The organism is Actinomadura livida (genome assembly GCF_014648675.1).
Lineage (GTDB): Bacteria > Actinomycetota > Actinomycetes > Streptosporangiales > Streptosporangiaceae > Spirillospora > Spirillospora livida.
The window spans coordinates 263,937-284,294 of record NZ_BMRO01000011.1; the positions used below are offsets into that span (position 1 = coordinate 263,937).

Annotated in this window: 20 protein-coding genes; 8 read left to right on the forward strand and 12 right to left on the reverse strand. The window is 70.9% G+C overall.

The genetic code is table 11. The features are described 5' to 3' along the window. Window positions 1-73: 73 nt before the first annotated feature. The gene (locus IEZ03_RS26120) at window positions 74-1,246 is read right to left on the reverse strand and encodes an 8-amino-7-oxononanoate synthase (RefSeq protein WP_184887413.1); all 1,173 of its coding nucleotides are present in this window, start codon (window positions 1,244-1,246) and stop codon (window positions 74-76) included. A gap of 75 nt (window positions 1,247-1,321) precedes the next feature. Between IEZ03_RS26120 and IEZ03_RS26125 the strand changes: the two genes are divergently transcribed. Further along, window positions 1,322-2,992 (forward strand): GAF domain-containing sensor histidine kinase, encoded by a 1,671-nt coding sequence (locus tag IEZ03_RS26125; RefSeq protein WP_184887411.1) that lies wholly within the window; start codon window positions 1,322-1,324, stop codon window positions 2,990-2,992. Window positions 2,993-3,225: 233 nt separating this feature from the next. Here the strand turns inward: IEZ03_RS26125 and IEZ03_RS26130 are convergent, their stop codons facing one another. Both IEZ03_RS26130 and IEZ03_RS26135 read right to left on the reverse strand, forming a co-directional pair. Further along, the gene (locus tag IEZ03_RS26130; RefSeq protein WP_184887409.1) at window positions 3,226-3,492 is read right to left on the reverse strand and encodes a WhiB family transcriptional regulator; all 267 of its coding nucleotides are present in this window, start codon (window positions 3,490-3,492) and stop codon (window positions 3,226-3,228) included. 312 nt (window positions 3,493-3,804) lie between these two features. Further along, the gene (locus tag IEZ03_RS26135) at window positions 3,805-4,737 is read right to left on the reverse strand and encodes a diacylglycerol/lipid kinase family protein (RefSeq protein ID WP_221481624.1); all 933 of its coding nucleotides are present in this window, start codon (window positions 4,735-4,737) and stop codon (window positions 3,805-3,807) included. A gap of 108 nt (window positions 4,738-4,845) precedes the next feature. Here IEZ03_RS26135 and IEZ03_RS26140 point away from each other — a divergent pair, with 108 nt between their 5' ends. Next, window positions 4,846-5,364 (forward strand): hypothetical protein, encoded by a 519-nt coding sequence (locus tag IEZ03_RS26140; RefSeq protein WP_184887405.1) that lies wholly within the window; start codon window positions 4,846-4,848, stop codon window positions 5,362-5,364. Between the two features lie 62 nt (window positions 5,365-5,426). Here the strand turns inward: IEZ03_RS26140 and IEZ03_RS26145 are convergent, their stop codons facing one another. Both IEZ03_RS26145 and IEZ03_RS26150 read right to left on the reverse strand, forming a co-directional pair. Next, entirely contained in the window at window positions 5,427-6,212 is a 786-nt protein-coding gene (locus tag IEZ03_RS26145) for an RNA polymerase sigma factor SigF (protein WP_132049087.1), read from the reverse strand. Window positions 6,213-6,274: 62 nt separating this feature from the next. Continuing rightward, window positions 6,275-6,703, reverse strand: a complete 429-nt coding sequence (locus IEZ03_RS26150) for an ATP-binding protein (RefSeq protein WP_184887403.1) — start codon at window positions 6,701-6,703, stop codon at window positions 6,275-6,277. Between the two features lie 178 nt (window positions 6,704-6,881). Between IEZ03_RS26150 and IEZ03_RS26155 the strand changes: the two genes are divergently transcribed. Beyond that, window positions 6,882-7,352 carry a GNAT family N-acetyltransferase gene (locus IEZ03_RS26155; RefSeq protein ID WP_184887401.1) on the forward strand — a complete coding sequence of 157 codons (471 nt, stop codon included), beginning with the start codon at window positions 6,882-6,884 and terminating at the stop codon, window positions 7,350-7,352. Window positions 7,353-7,414: 62 nt separating this feature from the next. On the opposite strand, the gene sodN is transcribed toward IEZ03_RS26155, so the two are convergent. After that, entirely contained in the window at window positions 7,415-7,819 is a 405-nt protein-coding gene (gene sodN, locus IEZ03_RS26160; RefSeq protein WP_207933133.1) for a superoxide dismutase, Ni, read from the reverse strand. Between the two features lie 185 nt (window positions 7,820-8,004). On the opposite strand from sodN, the gene sodX reads away from it, so the two are divergent. Further along, window positions 8,005-8,454 (forward strand): nickel-type superoxide dismutase maturation protease, encoded by a 450-nt coding sequence (gene sodX / locus IEZ03_RS26165; RefSeq protein ID WP_229808585.1) that lies wholly within the window; start codon window positions 8,005-8,007, stop codon window positions 8,452-8,454. Here the strand turns inward: sodX and IEZ03_RS26170 are convergent. Both IEZ03_RS26170 and IEZ03_RS26175 read right to left on the reverse strand, forming a co-directional pair. Then, entirely contained in the window at window positions 8,355-8,918 is a 564-nt protein-coding gene (locus IEZ03_RS26170) for a CGNR zinc finger domain-containing protein (protein ID WP_184887399.1), read from the reverse strand. The two genes, sodX and IEZ03_RS26170, sit on opposite strands and share 100 nt — an antisense overlap. 167 nt (window positions 8,919-9,085) lie before the next feature. After that, window positions 9,086-10,276 (reverse strand): NAD(P)-dependent malic enzyme, encoded by a 1,191-nt coding sequence (locus IEZ03_RS26175; RefSeq protein ID WP_279436336.1) that lies wholly within the window; start codon window positions 10,274-10,276, stop codon window positions 9,086-9,088. A gap of 347 nt (window positions 10,277-10,623) precedes the next feature. On the opposite strand from IEZ03_RS26175, the gene IEZ03_RS26180 reads away from it, so the two are divergent. The 4 genes from IEZ03_RS26180 to IEZ03_RS26195 all read left to right on the forward strand — a co-directional run bounded on the left by IEZ03_RS26180 (window position 10,624) and on the right by IEZ03_RS26195 (window position 14,317). Continuing rightward, on the forward strand, window positions 10,624-11,538 hold the full coding sequence (locus tag IEZ03_RS26180; protein WP_184887397.1) for an ABC transporter substrate-binding protein: 915 nt from the start codon (window positions 10,624-10,626) through the stop codon (window positions 11,536-11,538). Window positions 11,539-11,542: 4 nt separating this feature from the next. After that, window positions 11,543-12,457, forward strand: coding sequence for an amino acid ABC transporter permease (locus tag IEZ03_RS26185; protein WP_184887395.1), 915 nt, complete (start codon window positions 11,543-11,545; stop codon window positions 12,455-12,457). Between the two features lie 62 nt (window positions 12,458-12,519). After that, window positions 12,520-13,272, forward strand: coding sequence for an amino acid ABC transporter ATP-binding protein (locus tag IEZ03_RS26190; protein ID WP_132049092.1), 753 nt, complete (start codon window positions 12,520-12,522; stop codon window positions 13,270-13,272). 76 nt (window positions 13,273-13,348) lie between these two features. Then, window positions 13,349-14,317 carry a zinc-binding dehydrogenase gene (locus tag IEZ03_RS26195; protein WP_184887393.1) on the forward strand — a complete coding sequence of 323 codons (969 nt, stop codon included), beginning with the start codon at window positions 13,349-13,351 and terminating at the stop codon, window positions 14,315-14,317. 30 nt (window positions 14,318-14,347) lie between these two features. On the opposite strand, the gene IEZ03_RS26200 is transcribed toward IEZ03_RS26195, so the two are convergent. The 4 genes from IEZ03_RS26200 to IEZ03_RS26215 all read right to left on the reverse strand — a co-directional run bounded on the left by IEZ03_RS26200 (window position 14,348) and on the right by IEZ03_RS26215 (window position 20,060). Next, window positions 14,348-15,124, reverse strand: a complete 777-nt coding sequence (locus tag IEZ03_RS26200) for a PadR family transcriptional regulator (protein WP_184887391.1) — start codon at window positions 15,122-15,124, stop codon at window positions 14,348-14,350. 7 nt (window positions 15,125-15,131) lie between these two features. Then, window positions 15,132-15,953 carry a DUF4097 family beta strand repeat-containing protein gene (locus IEZ03_RS26205; protein ID WP_184887389.1) on the reverse strand — a complete coding sequence of 274 codons (822 nt, stop codon included), beginning with the start codon at window positions 15,951-15,953 and terminating at the stop codon, window positions 15,132-15,134. 106 nt (window positions 15,954-16,059) lie between these two features. Beyond that, complete coding sequence (locus IEZ03_RS26210; protein ID WP_132049073.1) at window positions 16,060-16,242, reverse strand: DUF6104 family protein; 183 nt, start codon at window positions 16,240-16,242, stop codon at window positions 16,060-16,062. A 113-nt stretch (window positions 16,243-16,355) separates the two neighbouring features. Further along, entirely contained in the window at window positions 16,356-20,060 is a 3,705-nt protein-coding gene (locus IEZ03_RS26215) for a multifunctional oxoglutarate decarboxylase/oxoglutarate dehydrogenase thiamine pyrophosphate-binding subunit/dihydrolipoyllysine-residue succinyltransferase subunit (protein WP_229808586.1), read from the reverse strand. Window positions 20,061-20,358 lie beyond the last annotated feature (298 nt).

Consider the following 20,358-nt stretch of genomic DNA (forward strand, 5'->3'; position numbering starts at 1 on the left):
GCCCCCGTGCCGGGGCCCGCCCCTGACCTCCGTCACGGCATCTCCTCACGTTCATCACCGGTTCTCCCCGATGTTATGCGTGCAGACTACGGGCGGTAGAAGACGCGACCTCCGCCAGGGCCGTCCCGAGGCGTGTGAGGTCCGCCTCGCCCAGCGTCGCGCGTGCGGTCAGGCGCAGGCAGGCGCGGCCCTTCGGCACCGACGGCGGGCGGAAGCAGCCGACGCGAAGCCCGTGCTCGGCGCAGGTTCCGGCCGCGCGGACGGCGGCGTGCGGCTCGCCGAGGTACACCGGGACGACGGCCGCGGCGGGCTCGGCGGTCTCCAGGCCGGAACCGGCCGCGAGCGCGGCGATGCGGCGGGCGCGGTCGCGGGCGCGGGACGCCAGGCCGGGGTCGGCTTCGAGGACGTCCAGCGCGGCGAGCGCGGCGCCGGCGGCGGGCGGGTTCAGTCCGGTGTCGAAGATGAACGACCGGCCGGTGTCGACGAGGGTGTCGATGATCTCGGGGGCGCCGAGGACCGCGCCGCCCTGGGCCGCCAGCGACTTCGACAGCGTGAGCGTGAGGACCACGTCCGGTTCGCCCGCGAGGCCGGCGGCGTGCGCGGCGCCCCGGCCGCCGTCGCCGACGACGCCGAGCGCGTGCGCCTCGTCGACCACCAGCAGCGCGCCGTGCGCCCGGGCCGCGCGGTGCAGGTCGCCCAGCGGCGCGAGGTCGCCGTCCACGGAGAACACGGCGTCGGTGACGACGACGGCGTCGTCCTCGTCGCGTTCGGCAAGCGCCCGCTCGACGGCGGCGGCGTCCCGGTGCGGGACGATCGCGACGCGGGACCGCGACAGCCGGCACGCGTCCACGATGGAGGCGTGGTTGACCTGGTCGGACACGACGAGCGTGCCGGGCCCGGCGAGCGCGGTGACGGCGCCGAGGTTGGCGAGGAAGCCGGAGGAGAAGACGAGCCCGGCGGCGCTGCCGGTGAACGCGGCGAGCCGCCGGTCCAGTTCGGCGTGCAGCTCGGTGGTCCCGGTGACGAGGCGCGACCCGGTGGAGCCGGTGCCCCACGCGCGGGCGGCGGCGACGGCCCCCTCGATCAGCCGCGGGTCGCCGGCGAGCCCGAGGTAGTCGTTGGACGCCAGGTCGGCGGGGCCGTCCGGACCGCCGGGGCGGGGGCGCAGCGTCCGGCGCAGCCCGGCCTCGGCGCGCCGCGCGGCCGCGTCCCGGAACCTGGCGAGGGGGTCTCGTCCTGCGGTCATGCGGGAATCCTGCCAGGGCCCCGCCGGGGCTGGGGGACGGGCCCCGCACCGGGACGCATCGGCGATGATGGACGCGTGCCTACCTTGACCGATCTCGTCCGCGACCAGAGCGACCTCACCGAGGCCGACCTGGAGTGGCTGCACGCGCTGGTGTCGGACTGGCAGCTCCTCGCCGACCTGTCCTTCGCCGACCTGCTGCTCTGGGTGCCGCTGCGGTCGTCGGCCGCGCTGCCCGCCGAGGCGGCGTCGCGCGGGGGGCGCGGCCAGCGCGGCGCGCTCGACACCGGCGCCACCGTGCCGGGCTGGGTGGCGATCGCGCAGATGCGCCCGACGACCGGCCCGACCGCCTACCCGGAGGACCTCGTCGGCAAGGTCGTCCGGACGGGCCGCCGCGGACTGATCGACGTGGCGTGGCGGGAGCGGCGCATCGTCCGGGAGGGCGACCCCGAGTGGGGCAGCGGCATCCCCGTCCGGGAGGAGTCGATCCCGGTGCGCCGCGGAGCCAAGATCCTCGGCGTGATCCAGCGCAGCACCAACCTCAGTTCGGCGCGCACCCCCAGCCGGCTGGAGCTGACCTACCTGCAGAGCGCCAGCGACCTCGCGACGATGATCTCCGAGGGGCGGTTCCCGGTGCCGGGGGAGGAGCCGAACATGGTCCGCTCGCCGCGTGTCGGCGACGGGCTGATGCGGCTGGACCGCTCGGGCCGGGTCACCTACGCCAGCCCCAACGCGCAGTCGGCCTACCGGCGGCTCGGCTACCCGGCGGACCTGGTCGGCGAGTCGCTCGGGCAGATCACCGCGGACCTGTGCGACACGGGCGAGCCGATGGAGGAGGCGCTGAGCGTCGTCCTGTCCGGCCGGGCGCCCCGCGAGGTGGAGGTCGAGTCGCGCGGCTCGATCATGCAGCTGCGGACGATCCCGCTGGTCGTCGGCGGGACGCGGATCGGCGCGGTCGTGCTGTGCCGGGACGTGACCGAGCTGCGCTGGCGCGACCGGGAACTGCTGACGAAGGACGCCACGATCCGGGAGATCCACCACCGGGTGAAGAACAACCTGCAGACGGTCGCGGCGCTGCTGCGGCTCCAGGCCCGGCGGCTGCAGATCCCGGAGGGACGGGCCGCGCTGGACGAGGCGGTCCGGCGCGTGGGCTCCATAGCGATCGTGCACGAGACGCTGTCGCACACCCCCGACGAGCTGATCGACTTCGACGACATCGCCGACCGGGTGATCACGATGGCGGCGGAGGTGTCCACCCCCGAGACCAAAGTGGCGCCGAAGCGGACGGGGAGCTTCGGCGTCCTGCCCGCCGAGGTCGCCACACCGCTGGCGATGGCGCTCACCGAACTCCTCCAGAACGCCCTGGAGCACGGCCTGGTGAACCGCTTCGGCACGCTGGAGGTCATCGCCCACCGCTACGGCGAGGGCGAGGTGCGCGACCGGGGCGGCGTGGAGGTCTGGGGGGAGTGGCCGGAGGCCGGCGACCACGAGTCCCGCGAGGCGCCCGCCGAGGACGCCGCGGAACCCACCGGCCGCCGCCTAGTGACGACCATCGCCGACGACGGCGTCGGCCTCCCCGCCGACTTCGACGTGGAGGGCACCGACAGCCTAGGCCTGCAGATCGTCCGAACCCTGATCGTCGGAGAACTGGGCGGCCGCCTGGACTTCGCCCCTCGCCCAGGCGGCGGCACCGAAGTGACCGTGGACATCCCCCTAGACCACAACCACCGCCTGGACAGAAGGGCCTGACCAGCAAAGCAAGGCGCACAGAACCGTACGCACGCACATCAGCCCCCGCCGCAACCCCGCAACAACCTCAACACCTGCGATCGCGTCCGAAGGCAGGTTTCGAGCGAAGCAAGAAACCTGATCGCGCAGCGAGCCGCTAGGCGAGCCGGAGCGATGCAGCGATCGCGTGCATTGCCGCCGAAGGGAAGGCGCTCTAGCGCCTGACGCCAAGGGCGCTGCAATGAATACTGGCGCTAGCGCCTGACGCCGAGGGCGCTGCTTTGGACACTGCGGTTGCGGCGGCGCTTGAGGGCGCGGCGTTCGTCTTCGCCCATGCCGCCCCAGACGCCGGAGTCCTGGCCGGACTCCAGGGCCCAGCGCAGGCAGGCGTCGGTCACGTCACAACGCCGGCATACCTGCTTGGCCTCTTCGATCTGCAGGATCGCGGGCCCGGTGTTGCCGATCGGGAAGAACAGCTCGGGGTCCACGTCACGGCAGGCTGCGCGGTGGCGCCAGTCCATGCGGTCCACTCCTTCGTCAGGGTGTGGAGCAACTCCACATTTGTGAACGGTTTCACATGTCGCGAACGCCCAGGTGGCGAGGGCCAGGTCCGGGGATGAATGTTCGGCGGCGCTGCGAGCGGGAGGCCGGCGACGTTGGGGCCCCTGTCTCGGATACGCACTTTGAGCGTGTCAGGGGGGCGCGGGCAGACGCAAGACCTTTGAGAAAGGATTCTCAAAGTATGGGTGTCGCATGTGTCACACCCGGAAGACGATCGTGTTACTTGGCTCTCGTCTGGGCGGCCATGAGATCGTGCATTCTCGCGGGCCGGTTCAGATGACGACCCGTAGTGCCTTGGGAACTGAGCGGAACGTCACACTGTCCTGTTCGCCAAGGTAGTCGCCGTCCAGCTGGAAGGCCACCGGACGCTCCGCACGCAGCGTGACCTCGGAAGCGTCGTGGACGTTGACCACGTGCCGGCCCTGGAGCGGACGTGTACGGGCCGTGAGCATCTGGGCCACGGTCCCGAGCGTCGGGCCGATATCCAGTGAACGTATTCCGAACACGTCCAGCCCGCGCGCGAAGTTCGCCTTCGGACTCGGATTCACCGGGAGGCGGTTCATGTACGTCCACGGTGACGTGTTCGAAACGAAGGCCAGGAACAGTCCCGGTTTCGGGGGGCGGCCCGGCTGCTCAAGGGTGAGTGCGGGACGCCTCCGGTCGGTGCCGGTGAAGAAATGCTGGATCGCCGTCCGCACGTACAGGGACGTGTAGGCGGTGGCGCCCGCGGCGCGGCGGCGCTCCACCTCCCGGACGACCTCGGCGTCCAGCCCGATGCCCGCGCAGAACGTGAAGTAGCGTTCGGCGCCGCCCGGATGGCACGCCGTCCCGAGGCCGACCGTCCGGTACCGGCCCGCGCGCAGCGCCTCCAGCACGGACTTCGTCGCGCCGACCGGGTCGGCGGGAAGGCCCAGCGTCTTGGCGAAGACGTTCGCGCTGCCGGACGGCAGTACCGCCAGCGCCGGCAGATCGGGGGACGGCCCGTCCGCGAGCAGGCCGTTGACGGCCTCGTTCACCGTGCCGTCGCCGCCGAGCGCGATCACGACGTCGTAGCCGTTCACGGCGGCCTGGCGGGCCAGCTCGGTCGCGTGGCCGCGGTGGCCGGTCTCGGCGAGGACGAGGTCGAGGTCGCCGGAGAAGGCCCGCATCAGAATGTCGCGGGCCCGCCGGGAGGTGGAGGTCGCCTTGGGGTTGGCGATGAGCATGGCGCGCACGGCGTCAGGGTATCGAGCGTTCCGTATGCGTTCGCCCCGCGTTCGCCTCGTCCTCGGGTGGGCGCCGGGCCGCTCCCCGGCGGGAGTAGGGTTTCGAACGTGTCGAAGCGTCGTCCCATCACCGTGCAGGCCGCCGCCGCCCTGGAGGCCGCGGAGGGCCTCGCCGCCATCGGAGTCGGCGTCTTCACCGGCGTGGAGACGGCCACCGGCGCCGCGGTCGATCCGGCCAGCGCGATCGGCGTGACCGTCCTCGCGCTCGCGGGCGGCCTCGGCATGCTCGCCTGCGCCCGGGGGCTGCTGCGCGCCGAGCAGTGGAGCCGCGCGCCCACGGTGCTGACGCAGTTCTTCGCCCTGCCGGTCGCGTGGTCGCTGTGGCAGAGCGGGCAGCTCGCGTTCGCCGTCCCGCTGGGGCTGGCCGCCGTCCTCACGCTGATCACGGTGCTCAGCCCGCCCAGCACCGCCTGGCTCTTCGACGATGACGAGGAAGAAGCCGGGGACAGGGAAGAGGCCGCCCGCGACGCCGCGGAACCCGCGGCGGCGGAGACGCCGCCCGGGGAGCCGCGCTCGCTGGGGCAGCGCCTCATGGACCGCCTGAAAGAGCAGCCCACGAAGAAATGATCCGGCGCCGAGAGCCGGGACGCCCCGGAGCCTCGGCGCCGTGAGATCACGTCGTCGGCCGGTCACTCGTCCGCGGTGAGGCCCTCCCGCAGCTGCGCGAGGGTGCGCGCGAGCAGCCGCGACACGTGCATCTGGGAGATGCCCAGCTCCGCCGCGATCTGCGACTGGGTCATGTTGCCGAAGAACCGCAGCAGCAGGATCTTCTTCTCGCGCGCGGGCAGCTTCTCCAGCAGCGGCTTGAGGGACTCGCGGTACTCGACGCCCTCCAGCGACTCGTCGACCATGCCGAGCGAGTCGGCCACCGCGGGGGCGTCCTCGTCGCCGGAGTCGGGGGCGTCCAGGGACACGGTGGAGTAGGCGTTCGCCGACTCCAGGCCCTCCAGCACCTCCTCCTCGCTCATCTGCAGGTGCGCCGCCAGCTCGCTGACGGTCGGCGCCCGGCCCTCGCGCTGGGCGAGGTCGCTGATCGCCTTGGTCAGCGACAGCTTCAGCTCCTGCAGCCGGCGCGGGACGCGCACCGCCCAGCCCTTGTCCCGGAAGTGCCGCTTGATCTCGCCGACGATGGTGGGGGTCGCGTACGTGGAGAACTCGACGCCGCGTTCCAGGTCGAACCGGTCGATCGACTTGATCAGCCCGATCGTGGCGACCTGGATCAGGTCGTCCAGCCACTCGCCGCGGTTGCGGAAGCGGCGGGCGAGGTACTCCACCAGCGGCAGGTGCAGCTCCACGAGCTGGTCGCGGATGCGCTGGCGCTCCGGGTCGCCCTCGGGGAGCTGGGAGAGCCGCTCGAACAGGGCGCGCGCCCGCGCCCGGTCGGGGACCGCGCTCTCGGTGCGCTCGACGGTCACCTCGGGCGCCGCCGGCTCCGCCGGCTGGCCCGCGGCCGTCTGCTCCGTGGTCGTCTTCTCCGTCACGGCGCCCCCGCCGCACCGCGCCGCTTCTGCAGCGTCACGGTGACCCGGTCGTCTGCGCCCACCCGGGCGTCGACCTCACCCGCCAGCGACGACAGGACCGTCCACGCGAAGGTGTCGCGGCTGGGTTCCTCCCCGTCGACGGTGAGCACGGAGACGGAGATGCGCATGGCCTCCCCGGTCAGCTCGAACTCGCAGACGAGATCGGTTCCGGGCACCGCCTGGGCGAGCAGCATCGCGCACGCCTCGTCGACGGCGATGCGCAGGTCTTCTATCTCGTCCAGCGTGAAGTCCAGCCGGGCCGCGAGGCCGGCGGTGGCCGTCCGCAGCACGGACAGGTAGGCGCTCGCGGCGGGCAGCCGCACCGTCACCACGTCGCGGACGGACAACTTCGTACTGGTCGGCATTGCAGCGGTTTCCTCGGTCACGTCACTCCCTCGCAGGATGGTCCCGCTGGTACCGAAACTACCGCCTGCCGAGCCCACTCGGAGACTTCGCCGCGCGTGGCTTTCTCACCAATGTCCGCGCCGACGTCAGCGAACGCGTCCCAAACCCCGGCGCGGCGAGGCGTGCATCACGGTCGCGGAGGACGGATAACCTGCTCATGTGATCCGATCCGCGACCCCGGACGACCTTCCGGACATCCTGCGCCTGATCCGCGACCTGGCCGAATACGAGCGCGCCCTCCACGAGGTGAAGGTCACGGAGGAGCAACTGCGCGACAGCCTCTTCCGTGACGAGCCCAAAGTCTTCGCTCACATCGCCGAGCACGAGGGCGAGGTCGTCGGGTTCTCGCTGTGGTTCCTCACGTTCTCCACCTGGAACGGCACGCACGGCATCTACCTGGAGGACCTGTTCGTCGATCCGGACGCCCGCGGCCACGGGTACGGCAAGGCGCTCCTCATCGAACTGGCGCGGATCGCCGACGCCCGCGGCTACGAACGAGTCGAATGGGCGGTCCTGAACTGGAACCGGCCCACCATCGAGTTCTACGAGTCCCTGGGCGCCCGCCCGCAGGACGAGTGGACGGTGTACCGCCTGACCGGCGACACCCTCACCAAGGCCGCCCGCGCGTGACCGCCGCCCGGACGTAGCGGAGGCCCGGCCGGTGTCCGGCCGGGCCTCCGCTCCCGGGCGCGTCAGCCCTGCTTGGTCTCCCAGAAGATCTTGTCGATCTCCGAGATCTTCGCGAGCAGGTCGTCGGCGACCTTGGTGTCCATGGTGGCCTTGGTGCCGCCGCCACCGCCGGCGAGCTTGGTGGCCTCGTTGAACAGCTGGTGGAGCTGCGGGTACTTCTCGAAGTGCGGCGGCTTGAAGTAGTCGGTCCACAGCACCCACAGGTGGTGCTTGACCAGCTCCGAGCGCTGCTCCTTGATCAGGATCGCCCGTGCGCGGAACTCGGGGTCCTCGTTGGCCGCGTACTTCTCAGTGATCGCCTTGACCGACTCGGCCTCGATCCGGGCCTGCGCCGGGTCGTAGACGCCACACGGCAGGTCGCAGTGCGCGGAGACCTTCGTCTTCGGGCGCAGAAGCTTGAGCAACACCTGCTCATCCCTTCCCTCGTTGCGGATCATGCTCAGGTCACCGACATTACCCTTGTGCCACCGGCCACGTCCGGCCAGGGCGCTCGGTATTTCGGCCTAAGACCCGGACCGCGGCGCGGCCCGGAACCCTTCCAGCGTGTTGATGCCCCCGAACCGCGATCTATGCGGGCGGGACGAGGAGGATCATGGGGATGCGCGGCGCCCTGCTGTGCGGGCTCGCCGCCGCCGCGGCGGTGCTCGCGGCGGCCGTGCCGCGGCGGCTGCGGGCCGTCGAGGTCACCGGGGACTCGATGCTGCCGGGGCTGCGGCCGGGCGACTGGCTGCTGGTGCGCGTAGGGGCGCGCCCCGTGCCCGGCGACGTCGTCGTCGCGCGGCACCCGGAGCGACCCGAGCTCCTCATCGTCAAGCGCGCCGTCCGCGCGGACGGCGGCGGGTGGTGGCTGGAGAGCGACAACCAGGCGGCCGCGGGCCGCCGCGACAGCTGGGACTTCGGCGCGGTGCCCGACCGGCTCGTCGCGGGACGGGTCGTCGCCCGCTACTGGCCACTCTCGCGCGCCGGGACGGTCACGCGCGGCGCGATCGGGCTGCAGGCGGCGGTCACGCCGGCCCGTCCGGCGCAGCGGCCGCAGCAGTAGCGGCGCGAGCGGTTCGCGGTGGTGTCGAGGAACACCCGCCCGCAGCCCTCCGCCCCGCACAGCCCGAACCGGCCGACGCCCTCGGCGGCGATCTCCGCGGCGAGGCCCATGGCGGTCCGCGCGGCATAACGGTCCGGTATCGAGCCGGACTCGTTGAAGTGCAGATGCCACCCCTGGCCGTTGTGCCGTGCCAGCTGCGGGTGGACCGGGTGGTGGATGAGCAGCGTGTTGAGGCGCTCGACGGCGTCGTCCTCGTCCCCGCGGGCGGCCGCGACGATGATCGCGCGGAGCTGTTCGCGCAGCGCGCGCATGGCGTCGAGCTCGCGGTGCGCGATCCGCCCCCCGAGATGCGGCCGTTGCGACAGCAGGGCCCGCAGCCCTTCGAGGTCGCGCAGGTCGTCCTCCTGGTCGCGCCGCGTGTTCACGAGATCGACCGCCAGGTCTGCGTAAGAGGCGAGGTTCACAGGCCCTCCTGACGGACTCGACCAGATTGGCCAGGAGTTATTCCCACATGACGAAGAACATACGTGTTCGTGGCGAGAAAATGCCCGTGGCGGGGGGCCGCCCGGCCCGCGAATCCCACGGATACGGGGGCGGGCGGCCGCCCGGAGAAATCACATCGGGGACCGAATCAGATCCGGTTGACGCCGTCCTTGCGGGCCTGCTCGGCCACCGCCGCTGTGACGGCCGGGGCGACGCGGTCGTCGAACGGGCCGGGGATGACGTAGTCGGGCTTCAGGTCGTCCCCGACGATGTCGGCGAGCGCGTTGGCCGCCGCCAGCTTCATGCCCTCGGTGATCGCGGACGCGCGGACGTCGAGCGCGCCGCGGAAGATGCCGGGGAACGCCAGCACGTTGTTGATCTGGTTCGGGTAGTCGCTGCGGCCGGTCGCCACGACCTTGGCGTGCCGGAGCGCGACCTCGGGGTGCACCTCGGGGGTGGGGTTGGACAGCGCGAAGACGATCGCGTGCTCCGACATCGTCGCGACGCACGACTCCTGCACGGTGCCGCCGGACAGCCCTATGAACACGTCGGCGCCGCGCAGCGCCTCCTCGGTGGAGCCCTTGAGGCACGACCGGTTGGTGATCTCGGCGATCTTCGTCTTGACCGGGTTGAGGCCGTCCCGCCCCTGGTAGATGAGGCCCTTGCTGTCGGACAGCGCTATGTCGCCGATGCCGCCCTCGATCAGCATCTTGGAGACGGCGATGCCGGACGCGCCCGCGCCCGCCACGACGGCGCGCAGCTCCGACAGCGGCTTGCCGACCAGGCGGGCCGCGTTCTTGAGCGCGGCGAGCGCGACGATGGCGGTGCCGTGCTGGTCGTCGTGGAAGACGGGGATGTCGAGCGCGGCGCGGAGCCGGTCCTCGATCTCGAAGCAGCGCGGGGCGCTGATGTCCTCCAGGTTGATGCCGCCGAAGCTCGGCGCCATCCGGATCACGGTGTCGACGATCTCGTCCACGTCCGTGGTGCTCAGCGCGATGGGCACGGAGTCGACGTCGGCGAACTCCTTGAACAGCAGGGACTTGCCCTCCATGACCGGCATGGACGCGGCCGGGCCGATGTCGCCGAGCCCGAGCACGGCGGTGCCGTCGGTCACGACGGCGACGACCCTGGACGTCCAGGTGTAGTCGTAGGCCAGCTCGGGGTGGTCGGCGATCGCGGTGCACACCCGGGCGACGCCGGGGGTGTAGGCCAGCGAGAGATCGTCTTTGTTGCGCACCGGAATGGTCGAGCGCATTTCCAGCTTGCCGCCGCGGTGCAGCGGGAACGCCGGATCGTCGTCGTACGAGGACGGTTCGTTGGGATTGGGCTCAGCAGCCACAGCGACCCCTGTCAGTGAAAGTTGGCTTTCTTGCGATGCCGCCGCGGTGGTGTGGCGTGGTGGCCGGTCACCTGGAGGTCATCTCGCGACGTACGGGGGTCACCCGTTGTCCGATTCTCTCATACAGGTTCTGGCGGGCCCTGGGCGCAGGGTGGTGGCAACCGTCACGTGACGGTGACCACAGGCAGGCCGAGGCGTCTACCTGGGCGGTTGCCGGGGGCCCGGTGGGCGGAGCCGTTGCGTGATTGTTTCGGACCCTTTATCCAGATCAGGGGTGTTCTGCGCCAAAATATGCACCTGACCTTTGGATCCGTTACGGATCCAACGCAACCACTTGGAGGGGGACCATGATCATCGGTTCTCTGCGCCGCCGCGCCGTCGCGGCGAGCGCGCTCGTGCTGACGGGCGCCCTCGCCCTGTCCGCATGTGGCGACAACGGCGACGAGACGGAAGGCTCGGGCGGCTCCGGCGCCGCGAACACGAGTGCGGACGCCGAGCTGAGCGCCATGGTCCCGGACGCGATCAAGAGCGACGGCAAGATCGTCGTCGGCGTGGACGCGTCCTACCCGCCGAACGAGTCGGTCGACCCCGCCTCGCAGAAGATCGTCGGCTGGGACATCGAGCTCTTCGACGCCGTCGCGGCCAAGCTCGGGCTGAAGACCGAGTACCACAACGCGGGCTTCGACACGATCATCCCGGGCGTCCAGTCCGGCAAGTACGAGATCGGCGTCTCCTCGTTCACCGACAACAAGGAGCGCGAGAAGGCCGTCGACTTCGTCACCTACTACACGGCCGGGACCTCCTGGGCCGCGCTCACCGGCAACCCGAAGGGCGTCAACCCCGACGACGCCTGCGGCAAGAGCATCGGCGTCCAGCAGGGCACCGTGCAGGTCGAGGACCTCACCGCGAAGAGCAAGGAGTGCGCCGCCGCGGGCAAGCCGGCCATCAAGCAGGTCGTCCGCAAGCAGCAGACCGAGGTGAACAACGACCTCGTCGCGGGCAAGATCGACGCGATGGCCGCCGACTCGCCGATCATCGGCGACGCGGTGAAGAAGACCGGCAAGCTGGAGATCATCGGCGAGGTCTACGACACCGCGCCCTACGGCTACGCGCTCGGCAAGAACGCCGGCCAGTTCAAGGACGCCGTCCTCGGCGCCGTCAAGGCCCTGATCGCCGACGGCACCTACACGAAGATCCTGACGGACAACGGCGTGGAGAGCGGCGCGATCACGGAACCGAAGATCAACGCCGCCGAGAGCTGATCGCATGACGGTCGACGACGACGTCGAGAAGGGACGGCCCGAAGCGATTCGGGCCGTCCCCGTCCGGCATCCCGGCCGCTGGGTCGCCGCGGCGGTCGTGGTGGTCCTCGTCGCGATGTTCATCAACTTCCTGTTGACGAGCGACGCGCTGGAGTGGCCGGAGCAGCGGAAGTACATCACCTCGGACGCGGTGCTGCGCGGTGTCCGCAACACGATCCTGCTGACCGTCGCCGCCATGATCGGCGGCATGGTGCTCGGCACGGTCCTCGCGCTGATGCGCCTGTCGGCCAACCCGCTGCTGAGCGGCGCGGCCTGGTTCTACCTGTGGTTCTTCCGCGGCACGCCGCTGTACACGCAGCTGCTCATCTGGGGCGCCATCGGCTCGCTGTTCCCGACCGTGGGGATCGGCATCCCGTTCGGGCCCGAGTTCCAGACGTGGCAGACCCAGGCGCTGGTCACCCCCATGCTCGCCGCGGGGCTCGGCCTGATCCTCAACGAGGCCGCCTACATGGCGGAGATCGTCCGGGCCGGGATCCTGTCGGTGGACGAGGGCCAGCAGGAGGCGGCGAGCGCGCTCGGCATGTCCCGGATGCAGACCATGCGCCGGATCGTGCTGCCGCAGGCGATGCGGGTCATCGTGCCGCCGACCGGCAACGAGGTGCTCTCCATGATGAAGAACACCTCGCTGGTCGCGGCCGTCCCGTTCTCCGAGCTGACCTTCACCGCGCAGACCATCTACGCCAGCACCTACAAGATCATCCCGATGCTGGTGATGGCGTGCCTGTGGTACCTGCTGCTGTCCTCGGTGCTGATGATCGCCCAGTACTACATCGAGCGGCACTTCAGCCGGGGCGTCGGCAAGAACGGGTCGGCGCGCACGCAGCGGATCCGCTTCCGGGGCGGAGGCGGCGGCCAATGAGCGGAGGTGACAACGTGACCGATCCCCTCGCCAAGACGCCGGCGCCGGAGAGCGGCGGGCTGATGGTGAAGGCCGAGCGGGTGCACAAGTCGTTCGGCCGGCTGGAGGTGCTGAAGGGCATCGACCTGGAGGTGCGGCAGGGCGAGGTGATGTGCGTCGTCGGCCCGTCCGGCTCCGGCAAGTCGACGTTCCTGCGCTGCATCAACCACCTGGAGAAGATCAACGCGGGCCGGCTGTGGGTGAACGGCCACCTGGTCGGCTACCGGCAGCAGGGCGGCAAGCTCTACGAGCTGCGCGACCGGGAGGTCTCCGCGCAGCGCCGCGAGATCGGCATGGTGTTCCAGCGGTTCAACCTCTTCCCCCACATGACGGCGCTGGAGAACGTCATGGGGGCGCCGGTGTGGGTCAAGCGCCAGCCGAAGGACCAGGTCAGGTCGCGGGCGCTCACCCTGCTGGAGCGCGTCGGGCTGGCCGACAAGGCGCAGGTGTACCCGTCGCAGCTGTCCGGCGGGCAGCAGCAGCGGGTGGCGATCGCGCGGGCGCTCGCCATGGAGCCCGCGCTGATGCTGTTCGACGAGCCGACCTCCGCGCTGGACCCCGAGCTCGTCGGGGAGGTCCTGGACGTCATGAAGCAGCTCGCCCTCAGCGGCATGACCATGGTCGTGGTCACCCACGAGATGGGCTTCGCCCGCGAGGTCGGCGACTCGCTGGTCTTCATGGACGACGGTGTCGTGGTCGAGGAGGGCACGCCCCGCGAGGTCCTCGCCAACCCGCAGCACCAGCGCACGCAGGACTTCCTGTCCAAGGTCCTCTGACCGGTTCCGCGAGCGGGCCGCCTCCCGTCCGGGGGCGGGCCGCCCGCCGTTCCGGCCGGGCCGTTAGTGTGCGTTCATGTTCGCTGTCACCGCTACGCAGATCGACGCAGACAATCCGCTGACCGGGCTGACCGTGGGGGAGGCGCCCGAACCCGAGGTACCGGACGGCTGGACGACCGTCACGGTGAAGGCCGCGGCGCTCAACCACCACGACCTGTGGTCGCTCAAGGGCGTCGGCCTGCCCGCCGACAAGCTCCCGATGATCCTCGGCTGCGACGCGGCCGGGATCGACGAGGACGGCAACGAGGTCATCGTCCACTCGGTGATCGGCGACCCCGCGCGGGGCGGCGGCGACGAGACCCTCGACCCGAAGCGGTCGCTGCTGTCGGAGACCCATCCGGGGACGCTGGCCGAGCGGGTCGCGGTGCCGCGGCGCAACCTCGTCCCGAAGCCCGCCGAGCTGTCGTTCGAGGAGGCGGCCTGCCTGCCGACCGCGTGGCTCACCGCCTACCGGATGCTGTTCGACAAGGCGGGGCTGCAGCCCGGCTCGTCCGTGCTGGTGCAGGGCGCGGGCGGCGGCGTCGCGACCGCCGCGATCGCGCTCGCGTCGGCCGCCGGCTTCCGCGTCTACGCGACCAGCCGCAGCGAGGCCAAGCGCGAGCGGGCGCAGGAGCTCGGGGCGGACGCGGTCCTGGAGACGGGCGCGCGGCTCCCCGAGCGGGTGGACGCCGTCATCGAGACGGTCGGGCAGGCGACGTGGTCGCACTCGCTGAAGTCGCTGCGGCCGGGCGGCCGGGTCGTGGTGTCGGGCGCCACCAGCGGCCAGGTGCCGCCCGCGGAGCTGAACCGGGTGTTCTTCCTGCAGCTGCAGGTGGTCGGCTCGACCATGGGGACGCGCGACCAGCTGGAGCGGCTGGCGCGATTCCTGGTCAAGACGGGGACCAAGCCGCTGATCGACCGGACGCTCCCGCTGAGCCAGGCCAGGGAGGGCTTCGCCGCGATGGAGACCGGCGACCTCTTCGGGAAGGTCGTCTTCACGCCGTGAGCAGGTGGCGGCGTGGCCGGGGCGTCCCGGTCACGGCGCGCCGCCGCCCCGGCTCTCGCCAGGGTCCGCGTCCTTGTCCTTGTTGCCGGGCTTCCGGTGGAGGACCTCGTCGTTCAGGCGGGCGCGGGCCTCGTCGAGGATCGCCTGGACGGCGGCGAGACCGTCATCGTCCAGCCGTGACTCCGTGGCGGACTTGCGGACGTCCTCGACGAACGTGCGGAGCAGGCGCTCCAGCTTGAGGCGGGCGACGTCCTCGCGGGTGCCGGTCGCGGTCTTCCACGCGTCGTCCCAGTTCTGCCGCCACTCCTCCTTCCACGCCTGCTTCTGCTCGCGCCAGTACTCCTTCTGCCGCCGCCACTCGTCCTTCTGCCGGTCGGCGGTCTCCTTCCAGGCCTCCTTGGACGTGGCCTTGCCCTGGTCGCGCATCGTGCGGGCGGCCTGGGTGAGCTCCTCGCGCAGCGTCCGGACGGTCTGCCGGACGTCCTCCTGCACCCCGCGCGCGAACTCCTGGGCGGACGCGGAGATCTCCTCCTCCAGGTCCGCCAGCTCGTCCATCCGGCGCTCCAGCTCCTCGCGGCCCTTGTCGGTCAGCGAGTACACCTTCTTGCCCTTGATCACCTCATGGGTGACCAGGCCCTCCGCCTCCAGCCGGGCCAGCCGCGGGTAGATCGTGCCGGGGGAGGGGGAGTAGACCCCGAGGAACCGGTCCTGCAGGTGCCGGATCACCTCGTAGCCGTGCCGCGGGCTCTCCTCCAGCAGCTTCAGCAGGTACAGCCGCAGGCGACCGTGGCCGAAAACGGGGCTCACGTGGTCCTCACTTCTCCATCCGGGGTGCGGTGGTGCCGGGTGCGTCGTCGCGGCCGATGAGGGTGACCTGGCCGGACACGGTGTTGACGGTGAGCCGTCCCGAGCCGTTCCCGAGCTTCCCGGCGACACTGCGGGCCACGGGCCGGTCCTGCTCGCCGAGCTCGGGGAAGGACGTGTCGATCCGCCCGGCGGCCGAGTTCAGCATGACCTGCGCGTCCGCGGACTCGGGGATGCGCAGCGCGACCTCGCCGGAGACGGTGTTGACGTCGACGCGGCTGCCCGCCGCCAGGTCGACGTCGGCGGCGATGCGCCCGCTGACCGCCCGCGCCGCCAGCCGGTCGAGCGACCCGCCGGCCAGCGACAGGTCGCCGGCCACGGACGTGAACGACACCGTCCCGTCCAGGCCCTGCGCCTCGATCGCGCCGGAGACGGTGTTGGCGTCGATCGCGCCCGCGACCTCGTCGAGCGTCACGTCGCCGGAGGCGCTCTTGATGGACGTGCGGGCCTTCATGCCGGTCACGACCGCGTCCGCCGACACCAGGTTGAGGGTGACGGGGCAGTCGTGCGGGACGGTCACCGTGATGGACGCGCGGCACTTCTGGGTGCGCAGCCAGCTCAGCACGCCCTCCCACAGCTTCTCGTGGGTGATCGTCAGCATCCCGGCCTCATGGGTGATCACTAGCGGCGGGCCCTCGACGTCGCCGACCAGCACGGACGGCCGCTCGTCCGAGGCGAGCACGGAGACGTCTCCCGCGATCAGCGTGGCGCGCAGCGCGACGACGCCGTCGAAGTCGAGGGTGGTCGGTTCGTCGATCGTCCAGCGCGACATCGGGCTCTGCCCCTTCGTCCGAGCGTCCTGTGACCAGTAAACACGATATGTCGCGTTGCTGAAAAGTCAAGATGTATCGCGTTTCCGGCCGGAACCGGGGCGGGGGTCACCCGTCGTCGTCCTCGTCGTCCAGCCGCGCCAGCCAGGTGGCGAGCCGGTCGACGGGCGTCTCGAACTCGGGGTTGAGGTCCACGAACTCGCGGAGCCGCTCCGCCAGCCACGTCAGGCTGACCTCCTCCTCCCCGCGCCGGTCCGTCAGCTCCTCGATGCCCCGATCGGTGAAGTACATGGTTCTGGATTTCCACTTCCTACGATGCTGCCCACGACACCGAGGGCTCCGGTGCGGCGCACCGGAGCCCTCGGACCCACGTCATCTCCGCCGGGGGAGACCCCGGCGACCGACTACTTCTGCTCGCCGAACACCCGGGCGATGAGGGCCTCCTGCTCCGCCTGGTGCAGCTTCGCCGAACCCACGGCCGGCGACGACGACGCCGGACGCGACACCCGCGACATCCGCAGGCCCTCGATGTGGTGCGGCAGCTTCAGCGCCATGAACGGCCAGGCGCCCATGTTCGCCGGCTCGTCCTGCACCCACACGACCTCGACGTCCGACGGGTACTTGGCCAGCTCCGCCTTGATCTCGTCCACCGGCGGCGGGTACAGCCGCTCGATCCGGATCATCGCGGTGTCGGTCGCGCCCGCGCTCTGCCGCGCCTTCACCAGGTCGTAGTAGATCTTGCCGGTGCTGAGCAGCACCCGCCGCACGCCCTTCGGGTCGATCGCCGGGTCGCTCTCCGGGATCACCGGCAGGAACGCGCCGCCGGTGATCTCCGCGACGCCGGACGTCGCCGCCTTCAGCCGCAGCAGCGACTTCGGCGTGAACACGACCAGCGGCTTGTGCCGGCCCGACAGCACCTGCCAGCGCAGCAGGTGGAAGTAGTTCGACGGGGTCGTCGGGTACACCACGGTCATGTTGTCCTGCGCGCACAGCTGCAGGTAGCGCTCGATGCGCGCCGACGAGTGGTCCGGTCCCTGCCCCTCGTAGCCGTGCGGCAGCAGCAGCACGACGCCGGAGTGCTGGCCCCACTTCTGCTCGCCCGACGAGATGTACTCGTCCACGATGTTCTGGGCGCCGTTGGCGAAGTCGCCGAACTGGGCCTCCCAGCAGACCAGCGCGTCCGGGCGGGTCATCGAGTAGCCGTACTCGAAGCCCATCGCCGCGTACTCGCTGAGCAGCGAGTCGTGCACGTAGAACTTCGACACGCCCTGCCCGAACTGCTTGAGCGGGGTGTACTCCTCGCCGGTCTTGCGGTCGACGAGGACCGCGTGCCGCTGGCCGAACGTCCCGCGCCGGGTGTCCTGGCCGACGAGCCGCACCGGGTGGCCGTCGATCAGCAGCGAGCCCATCGCCAGCAGCTCGCCGGTCGCCCAGTCGATCGCGTCGTCCTCGATCATCTGTGCGCGGCGCTGCAGGATCGGCTGCAGCCGCGGGTGCGGGGTGAAGCCCTCCGGCAGGCTGACCTGCGACTCGATCAGCCGCTTCACGGTCTCCTGCGGGATCGCCGTCGGCGCCTTGCCGTGGTCGATCGGGATGCGCTCCTCGACGTCCGGCTTCACGACCGAGCCCGGCTCCTGCGGCTTCTTCACCGCCTCGCGGGTCTCGGTGAAGGCGCGCTCCAGCTGCTCCTGGTAGTCGCGGAGCGCCTGCTCGGCCTCCTCGACCGTGATGTCGCCGCGGCCGATCAGCGCCTCGGTGTACAGCTTGCGCACCGAGCGCTTCGCGTCGATCAGGTCGTACATCAGCGGCTGGGTGAACGAGGGGTTCTCGCCCTCGTTGTGGCCCCGGCGCCGGTAGCAGACCATGTCGATGACGACGTCCTTCTTGAACGTCTGCCGGTACTCGAAGGCCAGCCGCGCGACCCGCGCGCACGCCTCCGGGTCGTCGCCGTTGACGTGGAAGATCGGCGCCTGGATCATCCGGGCCACGTCGGTGGAGTAGACGCTGGACCGCGAGTACTCGGGCGCGGTGGTGAAGCCCACCTGGTTGTTGATCACGACGTGCACGCTGCCGCCGGTGCGGTAGCCGCGCAGCTGCGACAGGTTCAGCGTCTCCGCGACCACGCCCTGCCCCGCGAACGCGGCGTCGCCGTGCAGCAGCACGGGCAGCACGCTGAACCCGGCCTCGCCGACGTCCAGCACGTCCTGCTTGGCGCGGACGACGCCCTCCAGGACCGGGTCGACCGTCTCCAGGTGCGAGGGGTTCGCCACCAGCTCGCAGTGGATCTTGGAGCCGTCGTCGGCGACGAAGTCCCCGGACGCGCCGAGGTGGTACTTCACGTCACCGGAGCCCTGCGCGCTGCGCGGGTCGAGGTTGCCCTCGAACTCGCCGAAGATCTGCCCGTAGGACTTGCCGACGATGTTCGCGAGGACGTTCAGCCGGCCGCGGTGCGCCATGCCGATGACGACCTCGTCCAGGCTGGCCTTCGCCGCCGCCGAGATCACCGAGTCCAGCAGCGGGATGACGGACTCGCCGCCCTCCAGCGAGAACCGCTTCTGCCCGACGAACTTCGTCTGCAGGAACGTCTCGAACGCCTCGGCGCTGTTCAGCCGGCGCAGCACGTGCAGCTGCTCCTCGCGCGACGGCTTGTCGTGCGGGACCTCCACGCGCTCCTGGATCCAGGCCCGCTCCTCGGGGTCCTGGATGTGCATGTACTCGATGCCGACGGTGCGGCAGTAGGCCATCCGCAGCACGCCGAGGATGTCGCGCAGCTTCATCGTGGCCTTGCCGCCGAACCCGCCGGTCGCGAACTCGCGCTCCAGGTCCCACAGGGTCAGGCCGTGCTGCAGGATGTCCAGGTCGGGGTGCCGCCGCTGCTTGTACTCCAGCGGGTCGGTGTCGGCCATCAGGTGGCCGCGCACCCGGTAGGCGTGGATCAGCTCGTGGACGCGGGCGACCTTCGCGACGTCGTCCTCGTGCGACGCGGAGATGTCCTTGACCCAGCGCACCGGCTCGTACGGGATGCGCAGCGCCTCGAAGATCTCGTCGTAGAAGCCGTCCGCGCCGAGCAGCAGCTCGTGGATGCGGCGCAGGAAGTCGCCGGACTGCGCGCCCTGGATGATCCGGTGGTCGTAGGTGGAGGTCAGCGTCATCACCTTGCTGATCCCCATCCGCGACAGCGTGTCGCTGGACGCGCCCGCGAACTCCGCCGGGTACTCCATCGAGCCGACCCCGATGATCGCCCCCTGGCCGGCCATCAGCCGCGGCACCGAGTGCACCGTCCCGATCGTGCCCGGGTTCGTCAGGCTGATCGTGGTGCCCTGGTAGTCCTCGATGGTGAGCTTGTTGTTGCGCGCCTTGCGGACGATCTCCTCGTAGGCGGCCCAGAACTGGCGGAAGTCCAGCGTCTCGGCGGCCTTGATGCTCGGCACCACCAGCTGCCGCGTCCCGTCGCCGCGCTGCAGGTCGATCGCCAGCCCGAAGTTCACGTGCTCCGGCCGGATCATGACCGGCTTGCCGTCCACCTCGGTGTACGCGGCGTTCATCTCCGGCATCGCGGCGAGCGCCTTGACCGTCGCGTACCCGATCAGGTGCGTGAACGACACCTTGCCGCCGCGGCCCCGCTTGAGGTGGTTGTTGATGACGATCCGGTTGTCGATCAGCAACTTGGCCGGGATGGTCCGCACGCTCGTCGCGGTCGGCACCCCCAGGCTCGTCTCCATGTTGCTGGCCGTCCGGGCGGCGACACCGCGCAGCCGCACCTCTTCGGCGCCCTCGGGCACCGGCGGGGGCGCGGGCTTCTTTTCGGCCTTCGGCGCGGCCTTCGCCTTGCCCTTCGCCGGGGCGCCCTTCGAGGGGGCCTTGGGGGGCTCGACCGGCCGCGCGGGTGTCGGCGGGGCGGCCGCGGTACCGTTCGGGGACTTCGGGGCGGTGCTCCCGTCGGGTGCCTGGGGCGCCCCGGGGGACGCGGACTTCACCGAACCCGGCCGGCTGTCCGGCTGGTAATCCGAGAAGAAGCTCCACCAAGCCTCATCAACCGAGGTCGGGTCCTCGAGGTACTTCTGGTACAGCTCGTCGACCAGCCACTCGTTGGCACCGAAGTCAGTCATCGTTGGGTCGGCACTAGATTGCGACGACTCTGTCGACACGGCGGAGATCGCCCTCTTCCGCAGCTCGCAGGTAATTTCTTAGACGCGTCAAGGCTACTCGTTCCAGCCCCTGTGCGCTTGTGCAGTGCCTTCGGCGATCGGCTCCCGCGTGCGGTCGGGCCGCGGGCCTCGTCCCGGCCCCGCCAGCGGCGCGACTACACCGGCCACCACAGCAACCCCGCAACAACCTCAACGTCTGCGATCGCGTCCGAAGGCAGGTTTCGAGCTTGCGAGGAACCTGATCGCGCAGCGAGCCGCC